This is a genomic window from Neobacillus sp. PS3-34, assembly GCF_030915465.1.
Taxonomy (GTDB): domain Bacteria; phylum Bacillota; class Bacilli; order Bacillales; family Cytobacillaceae; genus Neobacillus_A.
The window spans coordinates 1,103,623-1,125,359 of record NZ_CP133267.1; the positions used below are offsets into that span (position 1 = coordinate 1,103,623).

Annotated in this window: 21 protein-coding genes and 2 pseudogenes; 5 read left to right on the forward strand and 18 right to left on the reverse strand. The window is 39.6% G+C overall.

All coding sequences use genetic code 11. From position 1 onward, the window contains the following. Positions 1-235: 235 nt before the first annotated feature. A complete protein-coding gene (locus RCG23_RS05565) occupies positions 236-1,993 on the forward strand; it encodes an AAA family ATPase (protein ID WP_308178915.1) in 1,758 nt (585 codons plus the stop codon). A 127-nt stretch (positions 1,994-2,120) separates the two neighbouring features. Beyond that, positions 2,121-2,632: pseudogene (locus RCG23_RS05570) on the forward strand (acyl-CoA thioesterase). A gap of 36 nt (positions 2,633-2,668) precedes the next feature. Here the strand turns inward: RCG23_RS05570 and RCG23_RS05575 are convergent. Continuing rightward, entirely contained in the window at positions 2,669-4,351 is a 1,683-nt protein-coding gene (locus RCG23_RS05575) for a glycoside hydrolase family 13 protein (protein ID WP_308178916.1), read from the reverse strand. A gap of 242 nt (positions 4,352-4,593) precedes the next feature. Here RCG23_RS05575 and RCG23_RS05580 point away from each other — a divergent pair, with 242 nt between their 5' ends. Continuing rightward, positions 4,594-5,019 carry a YkvA family protein gene (locus RCG23_RS05580; RefSeq protein WP_308178917.1) on the forward strand — a complete coding sequence of 142 codons (426 nt, stop codon included), beginning with the start codon at positions 4,594-4,596 and terminating at the stop codon, positions 5,017-5,019. Positions 5,020-5,038: 19 nt separating this feature from the next. On the opposite strand, the gene RCG23_RS05585 is transcribed toward RCG23_RS05580, so the two are convergent. The 7 genes and pseudogenes from RCG23_RS05585 to RCG23_RS05615 form a co-directional block, all read right to left on the reverse strand. Continuing rightward, positions 5,039-5,716 carry a cell wall hydrolase gene (locus RCG23_RS05585; protein ID WP_308178918.1) on the reverse strand — a complete coding sequence of 226 codons (678 nt, stop codon included), beginning with the start codon at positions 5,714-5,716 and terminating at the stop codon, positions 5,039-5,041. A 270-nt stretch (positions 5,717-5,986) separates the two neighbouring features. After that, positions 5,987-6,856 carry a carbohydrate ABC transporter permease gene (locus RCG23_RS05590; protein WP_308178919.1) on the reverse strand — a complete coding sequence of 290 codons (870 nt, stop codon included), beginning with the start codon at positions 6,854-6,856 and terminating at the stop codon, positions 5,987-5,989. After that, entirely contained in the window at positions 6,853-7,836 is a 984-nt protein-coding gene (locus RCG23_RS05595) for a carbohydrate ABC transporter permease (protein WP_308178920.1), read from the reverse strand. The genes RCG23_RS05590 and RCG23_RS05595 overlap by 4 nt, the downstream gene beginning before the upstream one ends. A 77-nt stretch (positions 7,837-7,913) precedes the next feature. After that, positions 7,914-9,089 (reverse strand): ABC transporter substrate-binding protein, encoded by a 1,176-nt coding sequence (locus tag RCG23_RS05600; RefSeq protein WP_308179973.1) that lies wholly within the window; start codon positions 9,087-9,089, stop codon positions 7,914-7,916. Then, positions 9,046-9,207: a hypothetical protein gene (locus RCG23_RS05605; protein ID WP_308178921.1), complete on the reverse strand. Its 162-nt coding sequence runs from the start codon at positions 9,205-9,207 to the stop codon at positions 9,046-9,048. The genes RCG23_RS05600 and RCG23_RS05605 overlap by 44 nt, the downstream gene beginning before the upstream one ends. Positions 9,208-9,712: 505 nt before the next feature. Then, positions 9,713-9,799, reverse strand: a pseudogene (locus RCG23_RS05610) (YjcZ family sporulation protein); the annotation flags it as partial. 76 nt (positions 9,800-9,875) lie between these two features. Then, positions 9,876-9,980, reverse strand: a complete 105-nt coding sequence (locus RCG23_RS05615; RefSeq protein ID WP_308178922.1) for a YjcZ family sporulation protein — start codon at positions 9,978-9,980, stop codon at positions 9,876-9,878. A 152-nt stretch (positions 9,981-10,132) separates the two neighbouring features. Here RCG23_RS05615 and RCG23_RS05620 point away from each other — a divergent pair, with 152 nt between their 5' ends. Then, on the forward strand, positions 10,133-10,939 hold the full coding sequence (locus tag RCG23_RS05620) for a glycerophosphodiester phosphodiesterase (protein ID WP_308178923.1): 807 nt from the start codon (positions 10,133-10,135) through the stop codon (positions 10,937-10,939). 78 nt (positions 10,940-11,017) lie between these two features. On the opposite strand, the gene RCG23_RS05625 is transcribed toward RCG23_RS05620, so the two are convergent. From RCG23_RS05625 to RCG23_RS05635, 3 genes are read right to left on the reverse strand one after another with little or no spacing between them, the layout of a single operon-like run. Further along, entirely contained in the window at positions 11,018-11,227 is a 210-nt protein-coding gene (locus RCG23_RS05625) for a hypothetical protein (RefSeq protein ID WP_308178924.1), read from the reverse strand. Next, positions 11,224-13,653, reverse strand: coding sequence for a cyanophycin synthetase (gene cphA / locus RCG23_RS05630; protein WP_308178925.1), 2,430 nt, complete (start codon positions 13,651-13,653; stop codon positions 11,224-11,226). The genes RCG23_RS05625 and cphA overlap by 4 nt, the downstream gene beginning before the upstream one ends. 2 nt (positions 13,654-13,655) lie before the next feature. After that, positions 13,656-14,459 carry a cyanophycinase gene (locus RCG23_RS05635; RefSeq protein ID WP_308178926.1) on the reverse strand — a complete coding sequence of 268 codons (804 nt, stop codon included), beginning with the start codon at positions 14,457-14,459 and terminating at the stop codon, positions 13,656-13,658. Between the two features lie 189 nt (positions 14,460-14,648). On the opposite strand from RCG23_RS05635, the gene RCG23_RS05640 reads away from it, so the two are divergent. Further along, complete coding sequence (locus tag RCG23_RS05640; RefSeq protein ID WP_308178927.1) at positions 14,649-14,897, forward strand: hypothetical protein; 249 nt, start codon at positions 14,649-14,651, stop codon at positions 14,895-14,897. Positions 14,898-14,956: 59 nt separating this feature from the next. Here the strand turns inward: RCG23_RS05640 and RCG23_RS05645 are convergent, their stop codons facing one another. The 7 genes from RCG23_RS05645 to RCG23_RS05675 all read right to left on the reverse strand — a co-directional run bounded on the left by RCG23_RS05645 (position 14,957) and on the right by RCG23_RS05675 (position 21,667). Continuing rightward, positions 14,957-16,150 (reverse strand): Ger(x)C family spore germination protein, encoded by a 1,194-nt coding sequence (locus RCG23_RS05645; protein ID WP_308178928.1) that lies wholly within the window; start codon positions 16,148-16,150, stop codon positions 14,957-14,959. Between the two features lie 15 nt (positions 16,151-16,165). After that, positions 16,166-17,734: a spore germination protein gene (locus RCG23_RS05650; protein ID WP_308178929.1), complete on the reverse strand. Its 1,569-nt coding sequence runs from the start codon at positions 17,732-17,734 to the stop codon at positions 16,166-16,168. Beyond that, positions 17,694-18,491 (reverse strand): GerAB/ArcD/ProY family transporter, encoded by a 798-nt coding sequence (locus RCG23_RS05655; RefSeq protein WP_308179974.1) that lies wholly within the window; start codon positions 18,489-18,491, stop codon positions 17,694-17,696. The genes RCG23_RS05650 and RCG23_RS05655 overlap by 41 nt, the downstream gene beginning before the upstream one ends. Beyond that, positions 18,380-18,844 (reverse strand): GerAB/ArcD/ProY family transporter, encoded by a 465-nt coding sequence (locus RCG23_RS05660; protein WP_308178930.1) that lies wholly within the window; start codon positions 18,842-18,844, stop codon positions 18,380-18,382. The genes RCG23_RS05655 and RCG23_RS05660 overlap by 112 nt, the downstream gene beginning before the upstream one ends. Beyond that, positions 18,844-19,089 carry a hypothetical protein gene (locus RCG23_RS05665; protein WP_308178931.1) on the reverse strand — a complete coding sequence of 82 codons (246 nt, stop codon included), beginning with the start codon at positions 19,087-19,089 and terminating at the stop codon, positions 18,844-18,846. Before RCG23_RS05665 ends, RCG23_RS05660 begins: the two co-directional genes overlap by 1 nt. A gap of 203 nt (positions 19,090-19,292) precedes the next feature. Then, on the reverse strand, positions 19,293-20,171 hold the full coding sequence (locus tag RCG23_RS05670; protein WP_308178932.1) for a GNAT family N-acetyltransferase: 879 nt from the start codon (positions 20,169-20,171) through the stop codon (positions 19,293-19,295). A 74-nt stretch (positions 20,172-20,245) separates the two neighbouring features. Further along, complete coding sequence (locus RCG23_RS05675) at positions 20,246-21,667, reverse strand: sigma-54 interaction domain-containing protein (RefSeq protein ID WP_308178933.1); 1,422 nt, start codon at positions 21,665-21,667, stop codon at positions 20,246-20,248. Between the last annotated feature and the right edge of the window lie 70 nt (positions 21,668-21,737).

The window sequence follows — 21,737 nt, forward strand, 5'->3', positions numbered from 1 at the left end:
TATTTCAATCTTAGCGGTCTCAGCAAAACTTTGCAATCATTCATCATCAATCATTGCGTTATTTTTTCCTTCCAGTTTCTTAAATTCTTGTTTATCCCTCTTTCACAAGTGCTCTCTCATTATCCTACTCTCTTGCTTTTCCAGCGATTCCCTCCATGAATAATACCTATTACCTATTTATTACAGATAACATTTTCATATAATGGAGATAGAAATCTTGAAGAAATAGAAGGAGATGAACTACTTGAATCAAAGCTCAAAGATAGTTTCAAAGTTTATGCCACTCCTTGGAGTGTTAATTTTAATAGTCGCCACTACTTTATGGATTATACAAGAAACAACTAAAGAGACTGCTATCCCCTTCTCTTCCATGGTAAAAACAATTCAGCATCAAAAAGGAGAAACGGTAACCTTGACAGAAAACTCAGATGGCTCCCTGCACCTCGAGACAAAAGAAGGCAAATATGTTTCCAATGTCCCTCCTAACAGCCAAATGGTAGACAAGCTAGTCGAAAAATATAACATCGATTATTCTTTTAACAACAGCAGTAAATTCGGAAAATGGATTATGGGTGGTCTGGTCATTTCACTCGCAGGAGCTGCTCTTGCTCTTCAAAAATCAAAAGGCGGAATTGGCATTTCCAATCCAATGAAAAATAGTCTCTCCAAAGCAAGGCCTCTTCCAGCAATTACGCTTAATGATGTTGGTGGGCTTGGAGATGAAATGAAGGAAGAAATACTTCAGACACTATCGATTTTAAAAGCACCAGAACGTTCAGCAAAAATGGGGATAAAGCCTCCTAAAGGAATTTTGCTCTATGGACCTCCAGGTACAGGTAAGACGCTTCTTGCACAGGCAATTGCACGTGAATTAAATGCTTCCTTCTTCTCAACAAGCGGTTCCGCTTTTAATGAATTATTTGTTGGTGTTGGAGCAAGCCGCGTGCGTACCCTATTCCAGAGTGCGAGAAAACAGACACCGGCAGTTATTTTTATTGATGAAATAGATGCACTTGCAGGCAGACGGAAGCAGCACGGCGGTGAAGAATCAGAAAAAACACTGACAGAGCTTCTTGTTCAGCTTGACGGTGGACACCCAAATGACGGAATATTGTTCATTGCCGCAACGAACCGGAAAGATATGCTTGATGAAGCATTTCTTCGTCCTGGAAGAATTGACTTCTCATTCCAGGTTCCACTTCCTGATACAAAAGGGAGACGGGAAATTATTGATATCCACACGAAGGGTAAAAGCCTTGCACGTGATGTGGCGTCATCCCTGGATGATTTAGCAGAAAGTACATCAGGATTTTCAGGTGCAGAACTTCAATCACTTTTTGAAACAGCCAGCAGAATAGCAGTTAGAAACGGCAAAGAATTTATTGGAAAAAGCGACCTTGATTATGCATTAGACCGTACAATCCTAGGAAGTACATCCCGTACCCTTCAGGATGCCGACACAAAAAACCGTGTTGCCATTCATGAAGCAGGCCATGCGATTGTTGCTGCTTTGACAAAACCAGGCTCTGTCCGAAAGGCTACTATTATCCCTCGTGGCGAGGCGCTTGGTTATGTAGCACCAATTCCAAAGGAGCTTCATCTATCCACAACAAGCGACCTGCTAGACCGTGTGGCCATGGTACTCGCTGGCGGTGTTGCTGAACGGATGTTCCTCGGCGAACACAGCATCGGTGTTAGCGGTGATGTGAAACAAGCGAAGCATATTATCGAGCAGATGGTCGATACAGGCATGCTTCAGGATGGATTTACCTTGACTTTTAGTAAAGGTGATAGGGAGTCCAAGATGCAGGAATTATTCCAGAAAGCCTTGGAGAAGTCAGAGTATTTAATCCAGGCAAACGAGAGCCAGTACGTTAAATTGGTCGAGGCTCTTTTAAAGAAAGAGACACTTGAAGGATCTGAGGTAGAAGAAATTATTCGCAAGGATGCGACATATGATATAGATGGTTTAGGTGATTTGGTTTTAGCATAAAATAAAAATACAGGCGCAATTGATGCGCCTGTATTTTTCATGTCCAGATTCAGACGAGGTGAATTTCTACATGAACAAGCAAAAATAACGTACAATAATCTTTAACGATACCATTGGAGGTTAACAGATGGAAGCAAAAACATGCAATGAATCAAGAGTAATAAGAACAAGCAGAATTTTCCCGAATGACGTTAATAACCATAATACCCTTTTTGGAGGGAAGCTCATGAGCGACATGGATATGGTTGCATCCATTTCGGCTACAAGGCATTCCCGGACGGAATGTGTGACTGCGTCAACCGATTCCGTCGATTTCCTCATCCCGATCACACCAGAAAATTCAGTCTGCTTTGAATCCTTTGTTACATATACAGGTTCCAGCTCAATGGAGGTTTTTGTTAAGATTATTGCCGAAAGCCTGCTGAATAGTGATAGAAAAATTGCTGCAACCGCCTTTTTCACCTTCGTCGCATTGGATGAAAACGGGAAACCAACTAAAGTACCCGGCGTAATTCCTGAAACCGAAGAAGAAAAAAGCTTCATGAAACCGGTAAGGAAAGAGCTGAGGTCCGCAAAGAACACCGGAAACATAGTAAAGAACTTGCGGGGTATTTTACAACAAAAAAACCGTGGGAATAAAACAAAACAGCGGCCTCTCAAGTCGCCGCTGTTTTATTATTTTTCAAATAAGAATACTTGTGCTTCGTATGGCTTAAGTTCAAAGTTATCAAATGTATCACTTGCATGCCATTCATAATTCCCTAGCAGTCGGTTATATGGTAACTGCTTCAATCCAGCCGGTACTTCAAACGAAGGGGTTCCACCGTAGAAATTACAAACCGTTAATAATGTTTGTCCATTGTATTCCCTTGTATAGGCGAAAATTTCAGGATGGTTCTCATTTAAAAGCTGATACTTCCCATAAACAATAATCTCATGGTCCTTTCTCAGCTTAATAAGGTTTCGGTAGTAATGATAAACTGAATCCTGATTTTCCAAAGCATTCTTAACATTAATTTCTTTATAATTGGGATTGACCTTTATCCAAGGAGTTCCCTCTGTAAAGCCTCCATGATCTGAATCATCCCATTGCATTGGAGTTCGTGCATTATCGCGGCCTTTAACATAAATGCTTCGCATGATATTTTCAACCGGAACATTTTCAGCTATCTTTTCCTTATAAAAATTCAGCGTCTCAATATCCCTGTAATCATCAATTGTTGCAAACGGAACATTCGTCATCCCAATTTCTTCACCCTGATAAACATACGGAGTCCCTTTCATCATATGAATGATGGTTGCAAGCATTTTTGCAGATTGAACCCGATACTCCTGATCATTTCCAAATCTTGATACAACCCGGGGCTGGTCATGGTTACAGAAATAGAGGCTGTTCCACCCAACCGTTTCAAGCGCTTCCTGCCATTTGGTCAGGTTTCTTTTTAAATCGACTAAATCCAACGGTTTAAGATTCCATTTTCCTCCAGGCCCACTATCCAAGTCTACATGCTCGAATTGAAAGAGCATATTGACTTCTTTTCGGTCACTGTCGGTATATAATCGTGCTGTCTCTGGATTTGATCCAGGCATTTCTCCTACAGACATGATGTCATATTTTGATAAAACCTCTTTGTTCATTTCCTGAAGGAACTCGTGAATACGAGGCCCGTTCATAAAATGGCTGCTGCCATCACCATATTTATTTCCAGGGCTGATCTCCCCATCCGGCAAGCCTTCTTCCTTGGAAATAAAATTTATGACGTCCATCCGGAAACCGTCAATACCTTTATCAAGCCACCATTTCATCATGTCATAAACTTCAGTTCTCAGTTTTGGATTTTCCCAATTCAAATCAGGCTGTTTCTGTGAAAAGATATGTAAAAAGTATTCATCGGTCGTTTCATCATATTTCCAAGCAGAACCACTGAAAAACGAACCCCAATTATTTGGTTCCTTGCCGTCTTTTCCGGGCCGCCAAATATAATAATCCCTGTATGGGTTATCCTTTGATTTCCGTGATTCCATAAACCAGGCATGTTCATCTGAGCTGTGGTTTACAACCAGATCCATAATCATCTTCATACCGCGTTTATGTATTCCGTCAAGCAGCTCTTCCCAATCCGACATATTACCAAAATCACTCATAATATCCTGATAATCGCTTATATCATAACCATTATCATCGTTTGGGGACTTATAGACAGGTGAAAGCCATATAACGTCTATTCCTAATCCTTGTAAATAGTCCAGCCGCGAGATAATCCCTTTTAAATCGCCGATACCATCTCCATTGCTATCCATAAAGCTCCGAGGATAAATTTGATAGACAACGCTTTCTTTCCACCATTGCTTGTTCATGCACTTTCCTCCTAGTTGAAGATTCTATGTATAAACATACCTTCTTTTTAAAAAGAAGAAAAGCAATATCTTTAATATCCACCCTTGTATAAAGAAAGGAAGGTTTCTTAATCAAAAGAGAGGAATTCAAGGCATAAAAGTTTAAATAGAAAAAATAGTGGAATGTTATTTAAATAAGCTTTTTTACCGGGACACTGAGAAATAAAGTATTTAAAAGTATTTAAAAAAGGAGGAGTGATGAAATGATTGGATTCAAAAAATCCACGTTGGAAAAAGAACAGCAAAAATATGAATTAAAAGCAAAAGAATATATGGATAATCCTAAAAAAACGGAGGGATTATTAAAAAAAGCACTTGCAAAAGCAAACAATAAAAAAGGAGCATTGGGTGATGCTTGGGACAAGCTTCAGCTCCTGATTCAGCTAATTACGGCGTGGGCAAAAGGCGATTACCGCAGTGTTTCAACAAGTACGATATTAACGGTCATTGGGGCAGTTGTTTATTTCGTATCGCCAATTGACTTCGTTCCCGATTTCCTAGCCGGTCTTGGATTTTTTGATGATGCAGCTGTGATTGGTTTTACACTTAAGAAAATTTCAGGTGACCTCGATAAATTCAAAGAATGGAGAGAGTCAAGTGTTATCCATGCAAAAAACCCCCTTGACTAAATATTCAAGAGGGCTTTTTTTATAGTGTAAAGCGGTGGTTACCGATGTCCTTTATTTCCGGCCTAGAATACAGCCAGCTGTGTTTGATTTTATGAGGGTTAAAAAAGAACAGAGCTTTAGTCACCTTGCCATCCTTTGCTATTGCCTCATCTACCGCTTTTTTTGCTTCCTCGCCTGCCGGCTTATTAATCATGCCATTTTCTACCGGTTCGAATTGATTTTTCTGGTAGATAACCTGTTCAACCGTATCAGGGAATTTATCACTTTCAACCCGATTTAATACAACTGCCGCGACGGCAACTTTTCCTTCATAAGGCTCACCTTTTGCCTCGGCATGAACGAGCCTTGCTAAAAGTTCTTTTTCCTTCGGCGTGATTTGTAATATATCCTTCTGACTGGTCTTTTGTGGTTTAGCTTTCTTACTGGCCGTTTGCGGTTTATCCTTTGGAACGTCAGCATCAGGAATGATGATTTTATCGCCCGTGTTTATTTTCTCATCACCATCGTCATTTAATTGCTTTAAGTCCTTTTGCGGAACACCATATTTTACGGCTAAACGATCAACCGTTTCGCCTTCTTTAACTACATGAATTTTAGTTGATTCAAGTGTCTGGGCATGTTTGCGGGCTTCCTGACCAGGTACGGCAAGCTGGAATAAAAAAGCTGCAGCCACAAGAAAAAAGGCTATTCTTTTCATTCGTCTTCCTCCCTTATCCGGAAAGCTTAAGCGCCTTGCTCAGCTTTCGAAATTTTCAATGTGCATCTAATTCCATATTATTTCAATCGGAATATTAATGAATTTGTATCGCCTCTATTACCCTAACATGGATTCCACAAAGACTCCACACTCAAAAACTTACCAAGGAAATAGAGGAAAACTAAACCAATTAATAGCCCCTTCCTTAAAAAGCGCATTTATAAAAGCCCGTTTTGCCCGGACTATAATGCAAGTTCCGCTAAAAATGGTTCAGCCTTTTGTACCAGAAGAGATATTTGATCCTTCGATAAAGTATCGCTGGAAGAAGAAGAAAATCAATACAATTGGCAACAATACCATTACAGACATAGCCATTAAATAATGCCATTGAGTCTGTACAGTTCCTTTAAATGTCTGCAATCCAATTTGTAGTGTATAAAGCTTTTCATCATTTATATAGAGCAAAGGTCCAAGCAAGTCATTCCATGCTCCATTAAATGAAAAAATAGCGACTGTAATCAAGGCAGGTTTCGTCAATGGGACCATGATGTGCCACCAAATTTGTAAATGATTCGCCCCGTCCAATACAGCGGCTTCCATTAATTCATTGGGTATTGTCATCATGAACTGTCTAAGTAAAAAGATAAAAAATGCGCTGCCGAAAAATGCAGGGACAACCAACGGAAGATAAGTGTTTACCCAGCCGAGTTTTGAAAACAATATATATTGAGGGACCATCGTAACGAACCCCGGAATCAACATGGTCGATAAAACAATGGTGAATAGTGCGTTTCTGCCCTTAAATCTTATTTTTGCAAAAGCATAGGCTACAATGGAATTAACAAAAACACTGCCGATTGTCCCGCAGGCTGCAATAAATAAAGTATTCAATGCCCAACGGGTAAAAGGAGCAGTTTTCCAGGCCTCCATGTAGTTAGAAAAATGGAAATGTTTCGGGAAAAAGGACGGTGGAAACTGTGCGATTTCCTCTGGTGACTTTAATGACGTCGAAATCATCCACCATAAGGGAGAAAGAATAATACAGCTTCCAGCGAGCAATAGAAATGTTATGAACAGGCTCTTTGCTCTCCCTTTTAATTTTCTGTTTTCATAAAATTTAGGTGAAACATATTGGGTCATTTATTGTCTCCTCCCTCATAGTGAACCCAGCGCTTTCCAACCTTCATATTGAGGACTGTCAATACCATGACAACAATAAATAAAAGCCAGGCCATTGCTGAGGCATACCCCATATCAAACAATTTAAACGCATTATTCCACATATGAAGATTATAAAAAAGTAGCGAATTTGACGGACCTCCGCTTCCGTTTTCTGTCATAACGTAGGCCTCCTGAAAGATCTGGAAGGAGCCAATCGTACTTGTTACAACATCGAAAAATATGACGGGAGAAATCATTGGCAGGGTAATATGGAAAAATTTTTGGAAAGCAGTTGCCCCTTCCATTTCTGCCGCCTCATACATCTGAGGAGAAACCCCCTGCAGGCTTGCCAGGTATAAAAGCATGCCTCCTCCGACACTCCACATTTTCATAAGCAAAAGCGCAGGTTTCGTCCACTGTGGATCAAAAAGCCAGGCAGGTCCCTCAATACCAAACCAGCCCAGAAAGGTATTTACCAAGCCGGTCGATGGGCTAAGCATTTGCATCCAAAGAAAATATACCGCCACACCCGATAAAATTGCAGGTAAATAATAAATTGTTCTAAACAGCTTCATCCCAAATACCTTTTGGTTTAAAAGCACGGCAAGCAACACTGCACCAGCTGTTGTAAGCGGAACTGAAAATATTACATAATACAAGGTATTCCATAAAGAGGTCCAAAACAATTTGTCAATCTTAAACATGCGGGTAAAATTATCGAAGCCAATAAAATTCATAGTAGAAGTAATATTATAGTCCGTGAAACTGGCAGCGAGAGAAAAAAGAAGCGGTCCTAGTGTAAGTCCAAGAAAGCCAATTATCCATGGGCTAATAAATAAATATCCCCAAATGTTTTCTCTAGTTTGCCTGGAGATCTTTTTCCGGACTTTCATAGTTTCAGCGCCAGTACTTTCAATAAACTTATCTTCTAATACATTTGTTGATGTTGAAGATTTCATATCCCCTTTTCTCCTTTCCCGGCAAAGTAATTTTTAAATCAAGCAAAGAGAGAAGGCAGCCCTTCTCTCTTCAAAAACTATTTTTTCATTTTTTCTACGTCGGTTTCAGCTTGTTTCAGAGCCTTTTTAGGTGAAATTTTTCCCAGCATGACATTATCAATATAAGGATTAATTTGGTTTTGGTAATCAGGATACTCGACAGGTGTTGGATACATATTTGTTACTTTTAAATTATCAACCGTCATTTTGTAAACCTCCTGTGCTTGTCCAGTCAGTTCTTTAGCCGCAGCTTCTGCACCCTTCTTGTTTGCGACATTGTCATAATTTTTCAATGCCCAATACTTTTGTGCTTTTTCACCTGTCAGATATTTAATGAACGCCATAGCTTCTTTAGGATGCTTTGACCCTTTTGGAACCTCCGCAACGAAGCCGCCGCCGTCGCTCCAATGCTTGCTGCCTTCTTTATAAGCAGGAATCGGAACAGCACCAAACTCCATATTTTTTCCGTAATCACGGATTTGTGTATAGAATGTACCTACATCCATCCACATCGCGACCTTGCCTGCAATAAATGGATTTGCCTGCTGGCTGCCGAAGTCAGCCTGAAACGTCTGAACATTTTTTTCTCCTAGTCTCTTTTTCCAGCCCAACAGCCATTCGAGAGCTTTCGCTTTTTGCGGCGTGTTAATAGCGAGCTTTCCATTATCATCAATATAACCTCTTCCACCATCCGCACTTTCCATCCAAGAATTGGCTCCTACACTTCCCCATAATGGGTAAAAACCAATTCTTTCATAACGGTCTCCATTTTTCTTATCCAGTTTCTTTGCGTATTCTTCTAGCTCCTGCCAGGTTTGAGGAGGCTTATTTGGATCTAACCCAACCTCTTTAAATGCTGCCTTATTGTAAAAAAGTAATCTTGTATCGGTGTTGAAAGGAACAGCATAAGGCTTTCCTTTGTAAAGAACGGTATCCCAAAGCTGAGAATAAAATTGATTTTCAAAAGACTTATCAACATATTTGCTTAAATCTTCTGCCTGATTATTTTTTGCCCGTTGTGAAACAGTATTAATATCATTAATAATGACATCCGCTGGATTTCCCGCTGCCACAGATGCTAAATTCTTTGTCCAAATGTCACCCCAGGGGAGAAAGGTATGTTTTACAACAATTTTATCCTGTGAATTGTTAAAATCCTTAACAATCTTTTCAATAATAGGTGCGTGTTTCCGAACCCCAAAAGGACCAGAAATTAACCACTACTTTGCCATTCTCAGTTTTTGCGGCCGCCTTGTCTTCCTTAGATGAACAACCGGCAAGCATTCCTAGTAGAAGAAACAATGAAATAAATAATAAAAATCCCTTTTTCATGATAGCCTCCTGATTGGTATGTATGTAAAAAACTATAACTCTCTTTTAGTACCCAATGTTTTGACATTTAAACAGCTTATATGACAAACTTTTTAAATTGGTTTCGTCATAATGCCCTTTTTATAAAAATAAGGTAAAATTTATTTAAACAGAACAAAAGGCGTAAGCGCCCTGGTTAGCCCCGGCTACCTTAATACGAATCACGCAGTCATCCTCGGAAAATCTATCGCTTTTCCTTCGTGCGATGCAGATTCTGCCGAAGCTTTCCTTGTCCTGATTTCTGAAGTGATTTGGCTTATGACCCCGAGCTGCCCCAAACATTACCTAAAGGTCATGCTTGGGGCAAGATATTCAAGGGAGTTATTCAAAGGTGAAAACTGGCTGGGTGCTGGAGCTAGATTAATACAACTTGTAGAAGTTTTTCACATCATTTAATTTTATAATTGCCTAGACGAAAATAAAAACAGGGAATAAGATTCCCTGTCTTTTAAAGCATTTTATTTTATTAGAATCTAAAGCAAGCTGCACCAACAATGATTAAAAGAATGAATAGTACGACGATCAATGCAAACCCGCCGTGACCATAACCTCCGTAACCATACCCGCAGCAGCCGCCATAACCATACCCACCATATCCGAATGGCATAATTAATTACCTCCTTATTTTTTTAATAGAACCCGTAGCCCCAAGAAGCACCAATAATAATTAAAAGAATAAACAGTACTACCAGAAGGGCAAATCCGCCGCCGTAGCCGCATGCACCACCAGACATTTTCATTACCTCCTTATTTAAATTCTATATATCCTATTCAGCAGGGGTAAAATGTGCGATAGATGCCTACATAAAATAGTGAAAACGCCTAAGAATAAAAAAGACTCCGGATTTTGGGATGTTATTGTTTGTTAAAAGGGGAGGTAATGGATATGCGAACTGTCTCTAAAATCATACTTATTATTACTTCCTTTTTAAGGGCTATTTTTTTTAAAAAGAAACCAATTAAAACCACAAATCAGCCTATTTGGAAAATTGGTCATCGGGGAGCTGCGGGCTACTGCCCTGAAAATACATTTGTTTCCTTTGAACGCGCTTTTGAAATGGGCGCCGATTATATTGAACTCGACGTTCAATTGACAAAAGACGGAAGATTGGCGGTCATCCATGATACGACGGTCAACCGAACAACAAACGGAAAAGGAAGGGTCTCCGATTTCACGATGGATGAATTAAAAAAGCTTGATGCAGGCAGCTGGTTCCGTGAAGAATTTAAAGATGAACAAATACCGGAACTTGGGGAAGTTTTGGATAGATTTGTTGGCAGGGTGGGACTTTTGATTGAATTAAAAAAACCTCTGCTTTATCCTTCTATTGAAGAGAAGACAGCTGAGGAATTGATTAAACGAAATATATCAAAAGGCAATGAAAATATAATTGTCCAGTCCTTTGACCGGAAATCAATGAAACGATTTCATTCCATCCTCCCCTCGGTTCCTGTTGGGATTCTTGTTAAATACAATGGTCCAGGCCTTTCAAATATGGAATTGAGAAAAATAGCCGAATATGCCTCCTTCATAAATCCAAAAATCACCATTGCCAATAAACGGGTCCTAAATAGAATCAGCCAGCATGGGTTAAAAGCAATTATATGGACGATCAGAAACCGTAGGGATGCTACCAGGATGAAAGAGCTTCAACCTGCTGGAATCGTCGCCGACTATCCGGATTTGCTGTGAAATAAATAAAAAAGAATGCTCTAGGGGCAGCTGACAAAAGATTGTCAACTTCCCCTTCCGGCATCCCCTCTTTTTACTTTAAATAATTTTTTTTCTTTCCCTGTGATTTGGCGAGTTTACCAAATTGAGAAACTCATTAACTATCGGGAATTTTTCATAAAAGAAGATTAATAAATCGCCTTCCTTTGAAAGATTCCATGTTTCCAGGTAGGCATCCAATTCATCCATTACCATATATATTTCCTTACTTGTACCGCTCAATTCCTTAATCGCTGCACCATACATCATATTGGCGGTTTCATAAGGGGCACGGCCTTTAGATCCTTATCTTCACGAATCATAATGGAATCAGAGTTTCGAAGCGCAATTTTCGCCATCTCCCTGATTTCATGATCCTGCCGGTCTCCCGGACATGAAATAACGGTCATCTTTCTATTTGCATTAATATGCCCAACAGTATCAAAAAACGCATTTAAACCGGCTATATTATGGGCATAGTCTACAATGATTTCCCTTCCTTGTATCTTCATCCGGTTAAATCGGCCTTTGGACTGGTCCGGAGTAGGCTGGAATGTAACTGCTTTTTCTTTTAATTCCTCGATACTAACACCTTGTGAATATGCTGCAGCAAGAGCCTGAAGAAGATTGGAAATATTATGCCTTGCATAGCCATTTATTGTAATTGGAATATCTTTAGCTGGCAGGAAGTTCTTTTCCTCGCCTGTCTCCACACATTTAATCCATCCATCACTTGCTAAATACCAGACTGTTTGTCCTTTTTCAGCGGCTGTAATTAAGTGGCTGTTTGTCTCAAATAAGGAGGTGAAAATGATTTTCCCTCTTGTATGTTCAGCCATTTTGACCACTTCCTGATCATCTGCGTTCAGGATGCAGGTTCCTCCTTCTATAACCACTTCCGGGATAAGCCTTTTTAATTTAACCAGCTGGTCGAATGTTTCAATGCCATCCAGTCCCATATGGTCTTCCGTCACATTGGTTACAATGCCTACATCACAATGTCTAAATGCAAGCCCTTCACGAAGGATGCCGCCTCTTGCCGTTTCTAAAACTGCAACATCAACCTGTGGGTTGCTAAGGATTTTTCTTGCACTGATTGGACCACTGCAATCGCCTTCATCAATGACCTGGCCCCCAACGTAAACCCCATCTGAATTTGTCATCCCGACTGTAACGCCTTCTTTTTCAAGGAAATGTTTGACCATCCGTGTAGTGGTTGTTTTGCCATTTGTCCCTGTTATGGAGACAATTGGGATTGCAGCTTCTTTTCTATCTTCGAAAAGATAATCAACTATAGCCTTTCCTACATCTCTGGGGTTTCCCTTGCTAGGGTGATGGTGCATACGGATGCCTGGTGCAGCATTAACCTCTACAACCGCAACCCTGTGACGGTCGAGGGGCTTAGAAATATCTTCACAAAGCAAATCGACACCGGCAACATCAAGGCCAATTGCCTTAGCTGCTGTAATTGCCATCTCTTTAATACTAGGATGAACTTCATCAGTGACATCAATTGCCTGTCCTCCTGTAGACAGATTAGCGTTGCCGACAACCTGAACCACCTGGCCTTGTTCAAGAATAGCGTCTAAATTTAAGTTCATTTTTTCCAGATAGCAGGAAACAATATTGTTTAATGGTATTTTTGTCATTGGTTTTTCATGGCCGTCACCGCGCAATGGATTTTTATTTTCTTCCTCAATCAACCTTTTGATCGAATCCTTGCCATTGCCGATTACAAATGGAGGCATGCGCAGGCTGGCTGCCACTAAAGCCTCATTTACTACGACGAGACGGAAATCATTTCCTTCATAATATCTTTCAATAATAAAATCACTATATTGCTTGTCCAGGCAATGAATCACGTTGAAGAGTTCTTCCCTTGACTTGATATTTGTAATAACACCTTGCCCCTGGCGTCCATTTAAAGGTTTAATAACAAGCGGATAACCTAAGCGCTCAGCTGCCTGAAATATCTCTTCGGTGGAAGCAGCCACTTCTCCTTTTGGCACTGGTACTCCTGCAGCAGACAGCAGATTTTTGGTTGCCTGCTTATCACAGGAGTTTTCTACTGCAAGATAAGATGTCTGACTCGTAATGGTCGCCTGGACGAATTTTTGCTTTGAGCCAGTCCCAAGTCGGAGCATACTTTGTTCGCCCACTCTTTCAACAGGGATTTCTTTATCAAAGGCTGCTTTAAAAATAGCCTCTGTACTAGGACCAAGTTTGTTTTCATAATAAAGCGATTCGATTTTATCTATATAAGGCTTTGCATCAATTTCTTCTTCGCCATTGAGAATCCTGTTTACAATTTCCATTGCAGCTTCAAAGGAATAGAAGCCAGATTTCGGCTCTTTATAGTCATATGTAACAAAGTAAATACCCTTTTTATCGCTTGTAAGCGTTTTTCCGCGTCTGACTGGGATTCCGGCAAGGTATTGAAGTTCAAGTGCCATGTGTTCTAAAATATGGCCCATCCACGTTCCTTCATTTAATCTCTCAACAAAGCCACCCTCATAACCTAGTGAACAGGTGTGTGAATGAAGGCTTGGAATCGCTTTTAAAAGTCTGTCGGTAAAATAGGGAATCAAGTTAGAGGGCTGGAATTCCAATTCTTCAAGATCCAGTTCAATCCACATGGTTGGCTTATAGCTGAAGTAGTTTGGCCCTTTCAAATATCTAACCCGTTTGATTTTCATGTTCAATCCTCTTTTCTGATTAGTTTTCTGCTCTTTAAATCAAAATGGCAGCCGCTGGTTAGTGTATGAAGTTTAAAATTTGATACTGTTAATTCTTCGCTTCCCTCTTCGGTAGTCGTAACCTCCACATAACTGCTGTCTTTGCCATCAAGGATTAATACCTGATGCTCGCCAAGAACCTCAAATCGGTCACCATCTACCAGAATAGCTGTATTTTCATCAATGCCGATACCCATTAAATCCGGATTTCCTGCAATGGCACCGAGCAATCGATCAAAGCGGGCACGTTGGGAGAAATGCTGGTCAATTAGGAGAGTATGCATAAAGCCAAAGCCCTGGTCCATTTCTACCTGAAGGATTTCATCTTCATCTTTTGTCATCGCTGAAACGATCATATGCTTGCCCATAATTGAAGCACCTGCGCTTGTCCCGCTAAGCACCATGCCTTCGTGCCATTTTTGAAAAAATAATCTGTGAAGTTTTGTACCTGTTATCATTTTTGTTAGACGGCTTTGGTCACCGCCTGTTATAAAAAGAGCTGACAGGCTTTGAACATCTTCTAGGATGTTTTCATCCTCCGCTTTTTCTCTAGAATCAACATCTATCGTAATGGAATCCGCTGCCCCTAAGTTAGCAAATACTTCTTTATATTCATTGCCCACTTCCTCGGGTAATTGGGTTGCAGTTGTTAAAATACCTATCTTGCCGTTGTTTTGCTGAGCAAGCTCAACAAATTTTCTTAGTATTGTTACTCCTTGGTACTTTTCTTCAGCACCGCCAATTATGAGCAATTTCCCATTTTTCATCGCCATGTCACCTTTTTTGTAAATTTTCTGTTATTTATATAACAGATTTCTTTTACCCCCGATGCCTTTGCGTAAAACCCATTTTTAGTAAAATTATTTCAAAAACTAAAAATAGTCATAAGGACCTATCATCTTCTCCTGGTTTTTAGTACATCAAAAAGGGTATGTGTCATGTGAGGTGATGAAGAAATGGAAAATGATAAAAAGAAACACAATTTGGAAAATCCGCAAAGCAATATGGACAATCCTGAACAATATCCGACCGAAAAGGAAAGTTTGTTTGACAAATTTGAAAGTGAAAGAAATGTTGATCCGATTCCACTAGAGGATTTAAAAGAGGAAAAGCAAGAAGAAAAAGCAAACCATCATACGAAAGACACCTCCTCAAGTGAAAAAAAATATAAAACTGGATTTGGAGATAATGTTAATCATGATTAAGCAATGTAATTAAAAAGGAGAAATGCCTTTAGTAAAGGCTTTTCTCCTTTTTAACATGGTCATTTTTTTAAATCTGTAAGAAAGCTTTTTGTCCGGATTCCCGTCCTTCTCAGCCTTACCACCACTTTCACATCTACCTGAGAATTTGAAAAATATTCATCCCAATGATTTTCAATTGCTTTATAATTTTTGTAATCTTGTCTGCGAACGAATTCTCCGAACCCAAAAATATCCAATTTATAATCACGCTGAACTTTTTTTATCGTATAGCTTAAATTTTTTTCAATTTGTCTTGCGACTCTATGTTCATATTCTTTATAAACCTTTATTTTACTAAAGTCTGCAGGACACTGGGTACCATCCAGAAAGGCTTCTGCCATAACATTTAAGGAAATTTTCGCACTGCCATTATTGATTTTCCCATCTACTCTTGTTTTTGTATTATAAATTTTCGCATCAAAATAGAGACCTTTTTTGCATGGCACCGTGAGAGAAGTCCTCTTTAATTTATCCTCTATCCATAAATAATTCCTTGTGTCATTTAAACTTATGTACCCTTTAAGCTTTAGGGCATCAAAAATAGCAAGTGAGTCAAGTGTCACGATGGCATCAGGTGTTACCTTCTTCATGTTTTCAGCACTTTGCCCCTTTTCAGGATCTCCATCAATGGATACTGCTGCAATAACCGGCTGCCTGCCAGTAGAAGTTAAAGCCTCAATCAAATCATTTAGCCGTACGTTGGGATCTCCTCCCCACATTTTTACCATGGATTGAATCTGAGTATGCAATTTTAGGGGAGACGACTTCTGAAATTGATAGGTAACCTTAAGGATATCTGAAGCCTTAACCCCTCTTGCCACAAGGATATTAAAATCATCCCGTATCTCTCTGTCCCTTTCAAGGTAGTCAATAAATTCCAGCATTCCGTCTTCGGCCACTTTTTCTCCAATGATGAGCGTTTTCATATGAGAATAAATTAAGTCCCTTGACATTGCTACGTTCATTTTTTGTGAAAGTTCCTCTACCGAATTTCCTTCTAAACCATACACAATAGAAGGAGCAAATCCACTGGCCGTCCGGTTATTCAGTTCCTGGGCATTTATTCCTTCAACATTAAGTAAATATTTTCCGTTTTCACCTTTATCTATGGCCATTCCGGTAACAACAGTTATTTGGGATAATTCTCGTTGATCCCAGCATCCAGCAAGTATAGATGGAGCAAATAGCAACAAATAAAAGATAAATTTCTTCATCACCCTATTCTCCTTTCATCGGCGGAGGAGAAGGCTCACTGTCCGGCGAAGCTTTATTTCGGATTCCGCCCTTAAATATTTAGGGCGATTTTTCATTGCCCAGAATGGAAAGCGCACAAATACGTCCTTTTGATCTCCTAAAATAAATGGAGCAACAGGGGACAGGTAAGGCACACCAAACGAACGAAGGGAACATAAATGGGCAACCATAAAAATAAGCACAATCAGTACCCCATATAATCCTAAAACAGAGGCTGCGAGAATCAGTAAAAAGCGCAGGAGTCTTGAAGCAGCTGCAAAACTATAGGTAGGAGAAACAAAGTTGGCAATGGCCGTGATCGCAACAATAATAATCATAATATTAGAGATAATTCCTGCCTCTGCAGCGGCCTGTCCGATTACGAGTGCTCCAACGATAGAAACCATTTGCCCTACTGCTTTCGGCATCCTTACACCCGCTTCACGCAAAATTTCAAACGTAATCTCCATCAGCAGAACTTCTACTACTGCGGGGAATGGAACACCCTCCCGTTGAGCAATGATGCTCAATAGTAAGGTAGTCGGAAGCAATTCATGGTGGAAGGTTAATATGCCTACGTAGACTGAAGGTGTGATGAGTGCAATCATAAACGATAGATAGCGGATGAACCTAAGGAATGTCCCCAAAAAGAACGGCTGATAATAGTCCTCCGAGATTTCAAAGAAATTAACAAAGACTGCTGGCACAAGCAATGAGAAAGGGCTTCCGTCCACCATAATTACAATCTTCCCATCCATTAAATTGCTTGCAACAGTGTCAGGCCGCTCCGTATTCAAAGCTAAAGGAAATAGGGTAAACGTTTTATCTGAAATAAGCTCCTCAATATTACCCGACTCGAAAACGGCACTCACATTTATTTTCTCCAGCCTGTTTCTTACCTCCTGAATGATTGCCTCATTGGCAATGCCGTGCACATACCCCATATAAACAGAGGTTCGCGTATCCGTTCCAATAATAAACCGTTCAAACCGAAGTTTTGGATTTTTGATTCTTCTCCTTATTAAACTTATATTGGTTAATACTGACTCGATAAAGCCATCTTTTGGACCTCTGATAACAGTTTGCGTGCTTGGTTCCGTTATCGACCGCTTTTCATTATTCCCCATATTGACGGAGATGGAATGATCAAAGCCGCTTATCGCAACAACAACAGCTCCATCAATCATTGCCAAAATCATTTCATCCAGCGAGGAGTGGATCTGGCAGCCGGATCCTCCGAATGCTTCCTTGCAAAAATGGTCTAAATCTTCGATAGAATCCATCCATATTTTTTCTTCTCCTGCTCTAGAAAAGAACTGGGATGTAGTTACAATCATCGTTTTTGAATCGATCATGCTTTCCAGATAAAAAATGATTCCCTCTCTGTTTCTCACTTTTCCTTCCACAACCTTGAAGTCCGAAGAATTACCAAACGACTGAATCATTGATTGCCTCAGATCTTTTAAATCAAGCCTTTTTTCTTTCTCCTTTTCTTCAATTCCATAATTATTACTCCCTAGCTTTTTAAGAACCCTGCTTTTTCTCATTCTGTTGATTGGAGCCATGCTTCCACCCCGTTTGTTTATTCTTGTTTTTCCTCTGTTTCCAAATCAAAATAATGAGCAGGATAAATGGAACCGCAAATTGAAGCGGAAGATGCAAATAATAAGGAACCAATTTAAGACCCTCCTGCAAATGGTCTGCAAAGTTCACAGATATTACGATGGAAAAAAAAGAAACAAGCATTGCAGAAGGCATCGCAAAATAGCGAAAAGGAAGCCGAAAAACATATTCCATCCCTTTTAAAGAACCGAATAAAAAGACTGATCCCTTAACCAAAATACCCAGCATCATGATGAAAACAACGATGGCGTCAATACGTTCAATAAAATTCCCTATCGAAACCTCCCGCGCAACACTTAAAAGCGGGAAATTGGCTCTCTGCAAACCATCCACTCCAAGCGTTGCAATCATAAGAAAGGATGAAAATATTAGAAGAAAGGAAGCAATCCCTACTCCTAACAACGATACAAAAGGAACTTTCTCAGAATTTGTCACGTTACATAGAATGACAGTGAACACAATCAATTCACCAAACGGAAATACGATTAATCCTGGAAAAACCGTTTTAATCACAGGTTTGATTCCTTCTGCTAAAACAGGCTTGATTTGGTAGAGGTCAATATTTCCGCTTGCAATTAAAAAGATGGTTAATAAAAATAAAAAGCCAAAAAGATAGGGTGTAAATATCTCGGAAGTGCGGCCAGCACTTCTATACCAAGATACAATATATAGCCGATTACCATAGTGATTGATAACGATATCAGCTCGATTGGTGTATTTGGCATGATTGCTGAAGCCATAAGTTCTCCAAAATCCCTGATAATTCTGCTGGATGTGTATAAAAAATAGGTTATGTATATAAACGAAAGTAAAATAGAAAGCTTTCTTCCAATACAAAATTCCATGATTTCAAATAAATTTTTACCTGGAAGCCTGGACATGAAAAACAAGTAAAAAAACAGGATACCCACTCCGCAAACAGAACCAGCCGAAATTGCAATCCATGCATCATTTTTTGCTTCAGTGCCAACCCCAATTACAATGGCACTTCCCAGCAGGAAGTTGACAAGCAATGCCAAAAGCTGAGTCAATGATAAATTTTCCTTTAGCATTAAGCTTGATTCCCCTTTTCCTGCCTGCTTTTTTTCTTTTTCAAATACAATCGAATATCAGCAACCATGCTGAAAGAGAGCCCAATCACTGCCCCGATAAGGACAATCAAACGTCCTACTGCAATTTCTGTATAAAGCAAATTTTTAAGTGCTTCCCAAATGGAATATTCAAACAGCCGCATATCGAAAAATGCGGTTAACATTATTAATAAAACAAATGTGAAAAAATAGCATAAAGTTACCATGTGTTCACCTTGTATCTTTAAGTTAGAAACCTTGTTTTTCTCTTCCTATCTTTCCAAACTTTTCCCTGTATTATCCGCCTAATGATAAGCAGAATGAACATGAAGAATCGGCCCTTCCATTAATTCCTTCGAAATGTTCTGGATTTCCACCTAAAAAAACGAACCCGCCATGTATGGCGGGTTCTGTATATTTTCCATATAATCTATGCTTGAGAGGTAATGGGATGTTTAAAATACTCTGGCAAGACGACCTCTCTGCCTGAACGGACGAATAGTGTATTGCTGCTCTTGAATATATCCATTTGCAGGGTGCTACCTGATTCCGGTGTAAAATGGAAAATGATCTTCTCCGTTTCCTGTCCAGCAATTTTTTGAACTATACACTCTATGTTTATTTCTTCTCCGCTTATCAGATCGTAAAGATGTACTTCATTTCCGATAGTTTGATAGATGGCAATAACTTCTTCGGATTCAATATAGTATATATCCTTGCTAAAAACATATTGGCAGTAAAACATTAAAAGCTCCTGAGTATTACTTGCTGCAAAACGATTTGATAGAGGGACTCTTTTAGAAGCGAATTGATAGATGAAATTTAAATCATTTAGGTTTTTTCCATCCAACCTTATTATTTTATTTACACTTTCGGAATCCTTTTGAATGCTCATTGAGAAAAGATGCTCATTCACTATTTTAAAACCAAATTTCGGATAAAAATCCAGTACAGTCTGATTCGCAAACAAATACATCAGGTCATACTTATTTTCATAGTCCTCCAGCACCTTTTCAATCAATTTTCTGGATAATCCCCTGCCGCGGAAGTCAGGATGCGTCATTACCGTACCGATTTGCAGAGCCGTTATTTTTTCAGTATTAATGAGTAATTCAATCCTATTCACTGAAACATTTGCAACAATCTTTTTGCCATCTAAAAAGGAATAAGGTTTATATTTTTCAGTCCAATATCCCTTTTGATACCACTCTTCAAACTGGATGCCAAATACACTTTCCGCTAGGTCATTAAAGCTTTTCCTTAAAACCGTATCGTCTTGATAGCCTTTAATTAATGTTAGAGTCTCCAATGTTAATCCTCCTCATTTCCCCTTATTTCTCCTGCCAAAAAAACCTGCATCAGTTATATAGCAGGCTTAAGAATCTATTGAATCTCATAGGTTTTGCATTTTTCATAAAAACTGGTTTTACTGATTTGAAGCATTTTTGCAGCAAGCTGCTTATTTCCTCCTGCAGTATTAATGGCATGGAGAATCGATCGCTTTTCAGCTATTGCAATCGTTTCCTTTAGCGGCAGAAGTGGCTTGTCTACACTGCCTTCTGTAAAATTCCATGTAGTCCCCTTCTTCTCGACGGCATCTAGATGGATGTACTGATCACGTAGATATAGAGGCAAGTGGCTAAGATCAATATTTTTTCCATCAAGGACATTAATTGCCCGCTCCAGTACATTTTCCAATTCGCGGATATTTCCTGGCCATGAATGAAGCTCTAGACTCTCAATCGCTTCATCAGTTAATTGAAGTCCCTGACGATGAAACTTTTGTTCCAGCTTTTTTAACAAATTGGCTGCGATTAAGCTGATATCTTCCTTTCTCATTCTAAGCGGCGGAATTTCTATTTTGATAACGTTTAAGCGGTAGTATAAGTCTTTGCGAAACGTTCCATCCTCCACCATTTTCTCAAGGTTTCGATGGGTTGCGGCAATCACCCTTACATCAACAGCATAAGATCTTTGCCCTCCTATCCGCTGGATTTCTTTTTCCTGAAGTACTCTCAGAAGTTTGCTTTGCATAGAAAGCGGCATGTCGCCTATTTCATCCAGAAAAATCGTGCCGTAATTCGCAACCTGGAATTGCCCTTTTTTCCCGCCTTTTTTGGCACCTGTAAAAGCTCCATCTTCATAGCCAAACAGTTCCGATTCCAATAAATGCTCAGGAATGGAAGCACAATTGATAGGGACGAATGGAAAGGATGCACGTGTACTATTATTGTGAATCGCGTGGGCAAAAAGCTCCTTGCCGGTTCCGGATTCTCCTAATAACAATACTGCAGATTGACTTGCAGAAATTCTTTCGGCAAGTTTTTTCGATGTATTAAATGCAGGACTGCTTCCAATCAGGTCATTAAAGCTATACTTGCTTTTGAGTTCTTTTTCATATTTCGTTTTGAAAAATTTTAGTTCTTCAAGGAGTGGCTGGATTTTTCTTTTATAATCCCACCATTCTTCAGGATTGAGGAACATCACTGTCCCTAGTGCACCTACCAATTCTCCTTCAACAATGAGCGGAAATCGGTTGGCAAGCATTTCGCTTCCATTGATGGGATGGACTGCGGCCAGCTCTGCCTGCCCTGTTTTTGCCACAATATGCATCCGGGTATTTTCGATTACTTCCTGAACATTTCGTCCTGTCGCAAAATCAACGGTCGTTCCCAGGAAGTCACAATAAGCCGTACTAATATATCGAATCACTCCATCACGGTCGACCACAACAATCCGTTCTGCCGAGAGATTAATGATTTCTTCTATCCATTTGTAAGGTATATGATCAATACCAAGGTTCATCGCCATTTCACCTTTGTCCTTTATATTAGTCTTATTATAGCAAAAGGCGGCAAAACACAACTTGAAAAAT

Excerpts from the sequence above, each read along its gene's own strand:
- RCG23_RS05565 (WP_308178915.1), top strand. The coding sequence starts at position 236 with ATGAACTACTTGAATCAAAGCTCAAAGATAGTTTCAAAGTTTATGCCA.
- RCG23_RS05575 (WP_308178916.1), bottom strand. The coding sequence starts at position 4,351 with ATGAACAAGCAATGGTGGAAAGAAAGCGTTGTCTATCAAATTTATCCT.
- RCG23_RS05580 (WP_308178917.1), top strand. The coding sequence starts at position 4,594 with ATGATTGGATTCAAAAAATCCACGTTGGAAAAAGAACAGCAAAAATAT.
- RCG23_RS05585 (WP_308178918.1), bottom strand. The coding sequence starts at position 5,716 with ATGAAAAGAATAGCCTTTTTTCTTGTGGCTGCAGCTTTTTTATTCCAG.
- RCG23_RS05590 (WP_308178919.1), bottom strand. The coding sequence starts at position 6,856 with ATGACCCAATATGTTTCACCTAAATTTTATGAAAACAGAAAATTAAAA.
- RCG23_RS05595 (WP_308178920.1), bottom strand. The coding sequence starts at position 7,836 with ATGAAATCTTCAACATCAACAAATGTATTAGAAGATAAGTTTATTGAA.
- RCG23_RS05605 (WP_308178921.1), bottom strand. The coding sequence starts at position 9,207 with ATGAAAAAGGGATTTTTATTATTTATTTCATTGTTTCTTCTACTAGGA.
- RCG23_RS05615 (WP_308178922.1), bottom strand. The coding sequence starts at position 9,980 with ATGTCTGGTGGTGCATGCGGCTACGGCGGCGGATTTGCCCTTCTGGTA.
- RCG23_RS05620 (WP_308178923.1), top strand. The coding sequence starts at position 10,133 with ATGCGAACTGTCTCTAAAATCATACTTATTATTACTTCCTTTTTAAGG.
- RCG23_RS05625 (WP_308178924.1), bottom strand. The coding sequence starts at position 11,227 with ATGATGTATGGTGCAGCGATTAAGGAATTGAGCGGTACAAGTAAGGAA.
- cphA (WP_308178925.1), bottom strand. The coding sequence starts at position 13,653 with ATGAAAATCAAACGGGTTAGATATTTGAAAGGGCCAAACTACTTCAGC.
- RCG23_RS05635 (WP_308178926.1), bottom strand. The coding sequence starts at position 14,459 with ATGAAAAATGGGAAATTGCTCATAATTGGCGGTGCTGAAGAAAAGTAC.
- RCG23_RS05640 (WP_308178927.1), top strand. The coding sequence starts at position 14,649 with ATGGAAAATGATAAAAAGAAACACAATTTGGAAAATCCGCAAAGCAAT.
- RCG23_RS05645 (WP_308178928.1), bottom strand. The coding sequence starts at position 16,150 with ATGAAGAAATTTATCTTTTATTTGTTGCTATTTGCTCCATCTATACTT.
- RCG23_RS05650 (WP_308178929.1), bottom strand. The coding sequence starts at position 17,734 with ATGGCTCCAATCAACAGAATGAGAAAAAGCAGGGTTCTTAAAAAGCTA.
- RCG23_RS05660 (WP_308178930.1), bottom strand. The coding sequence starts at position 18,844 with ATGCTAAAGGAAAATTTATCATTGACTCAGCTTTTGGCATTGCTTGTC.
- RCG23_RS05665 (WP_308178931.1), bottom strand. The coding sequence starts at position 19,089 with ATGGTAACTTTATGCTATTTTTTCACATTTGTTTTATTAATAATGTTA.
- RCG23_RS05675 (WP_308178933.1), bottom strand. The coding sequence starts at position 21,667 with ATGAACCTTGGTATTGATCATATACCTTACAAATGGATAGAAGAAATC.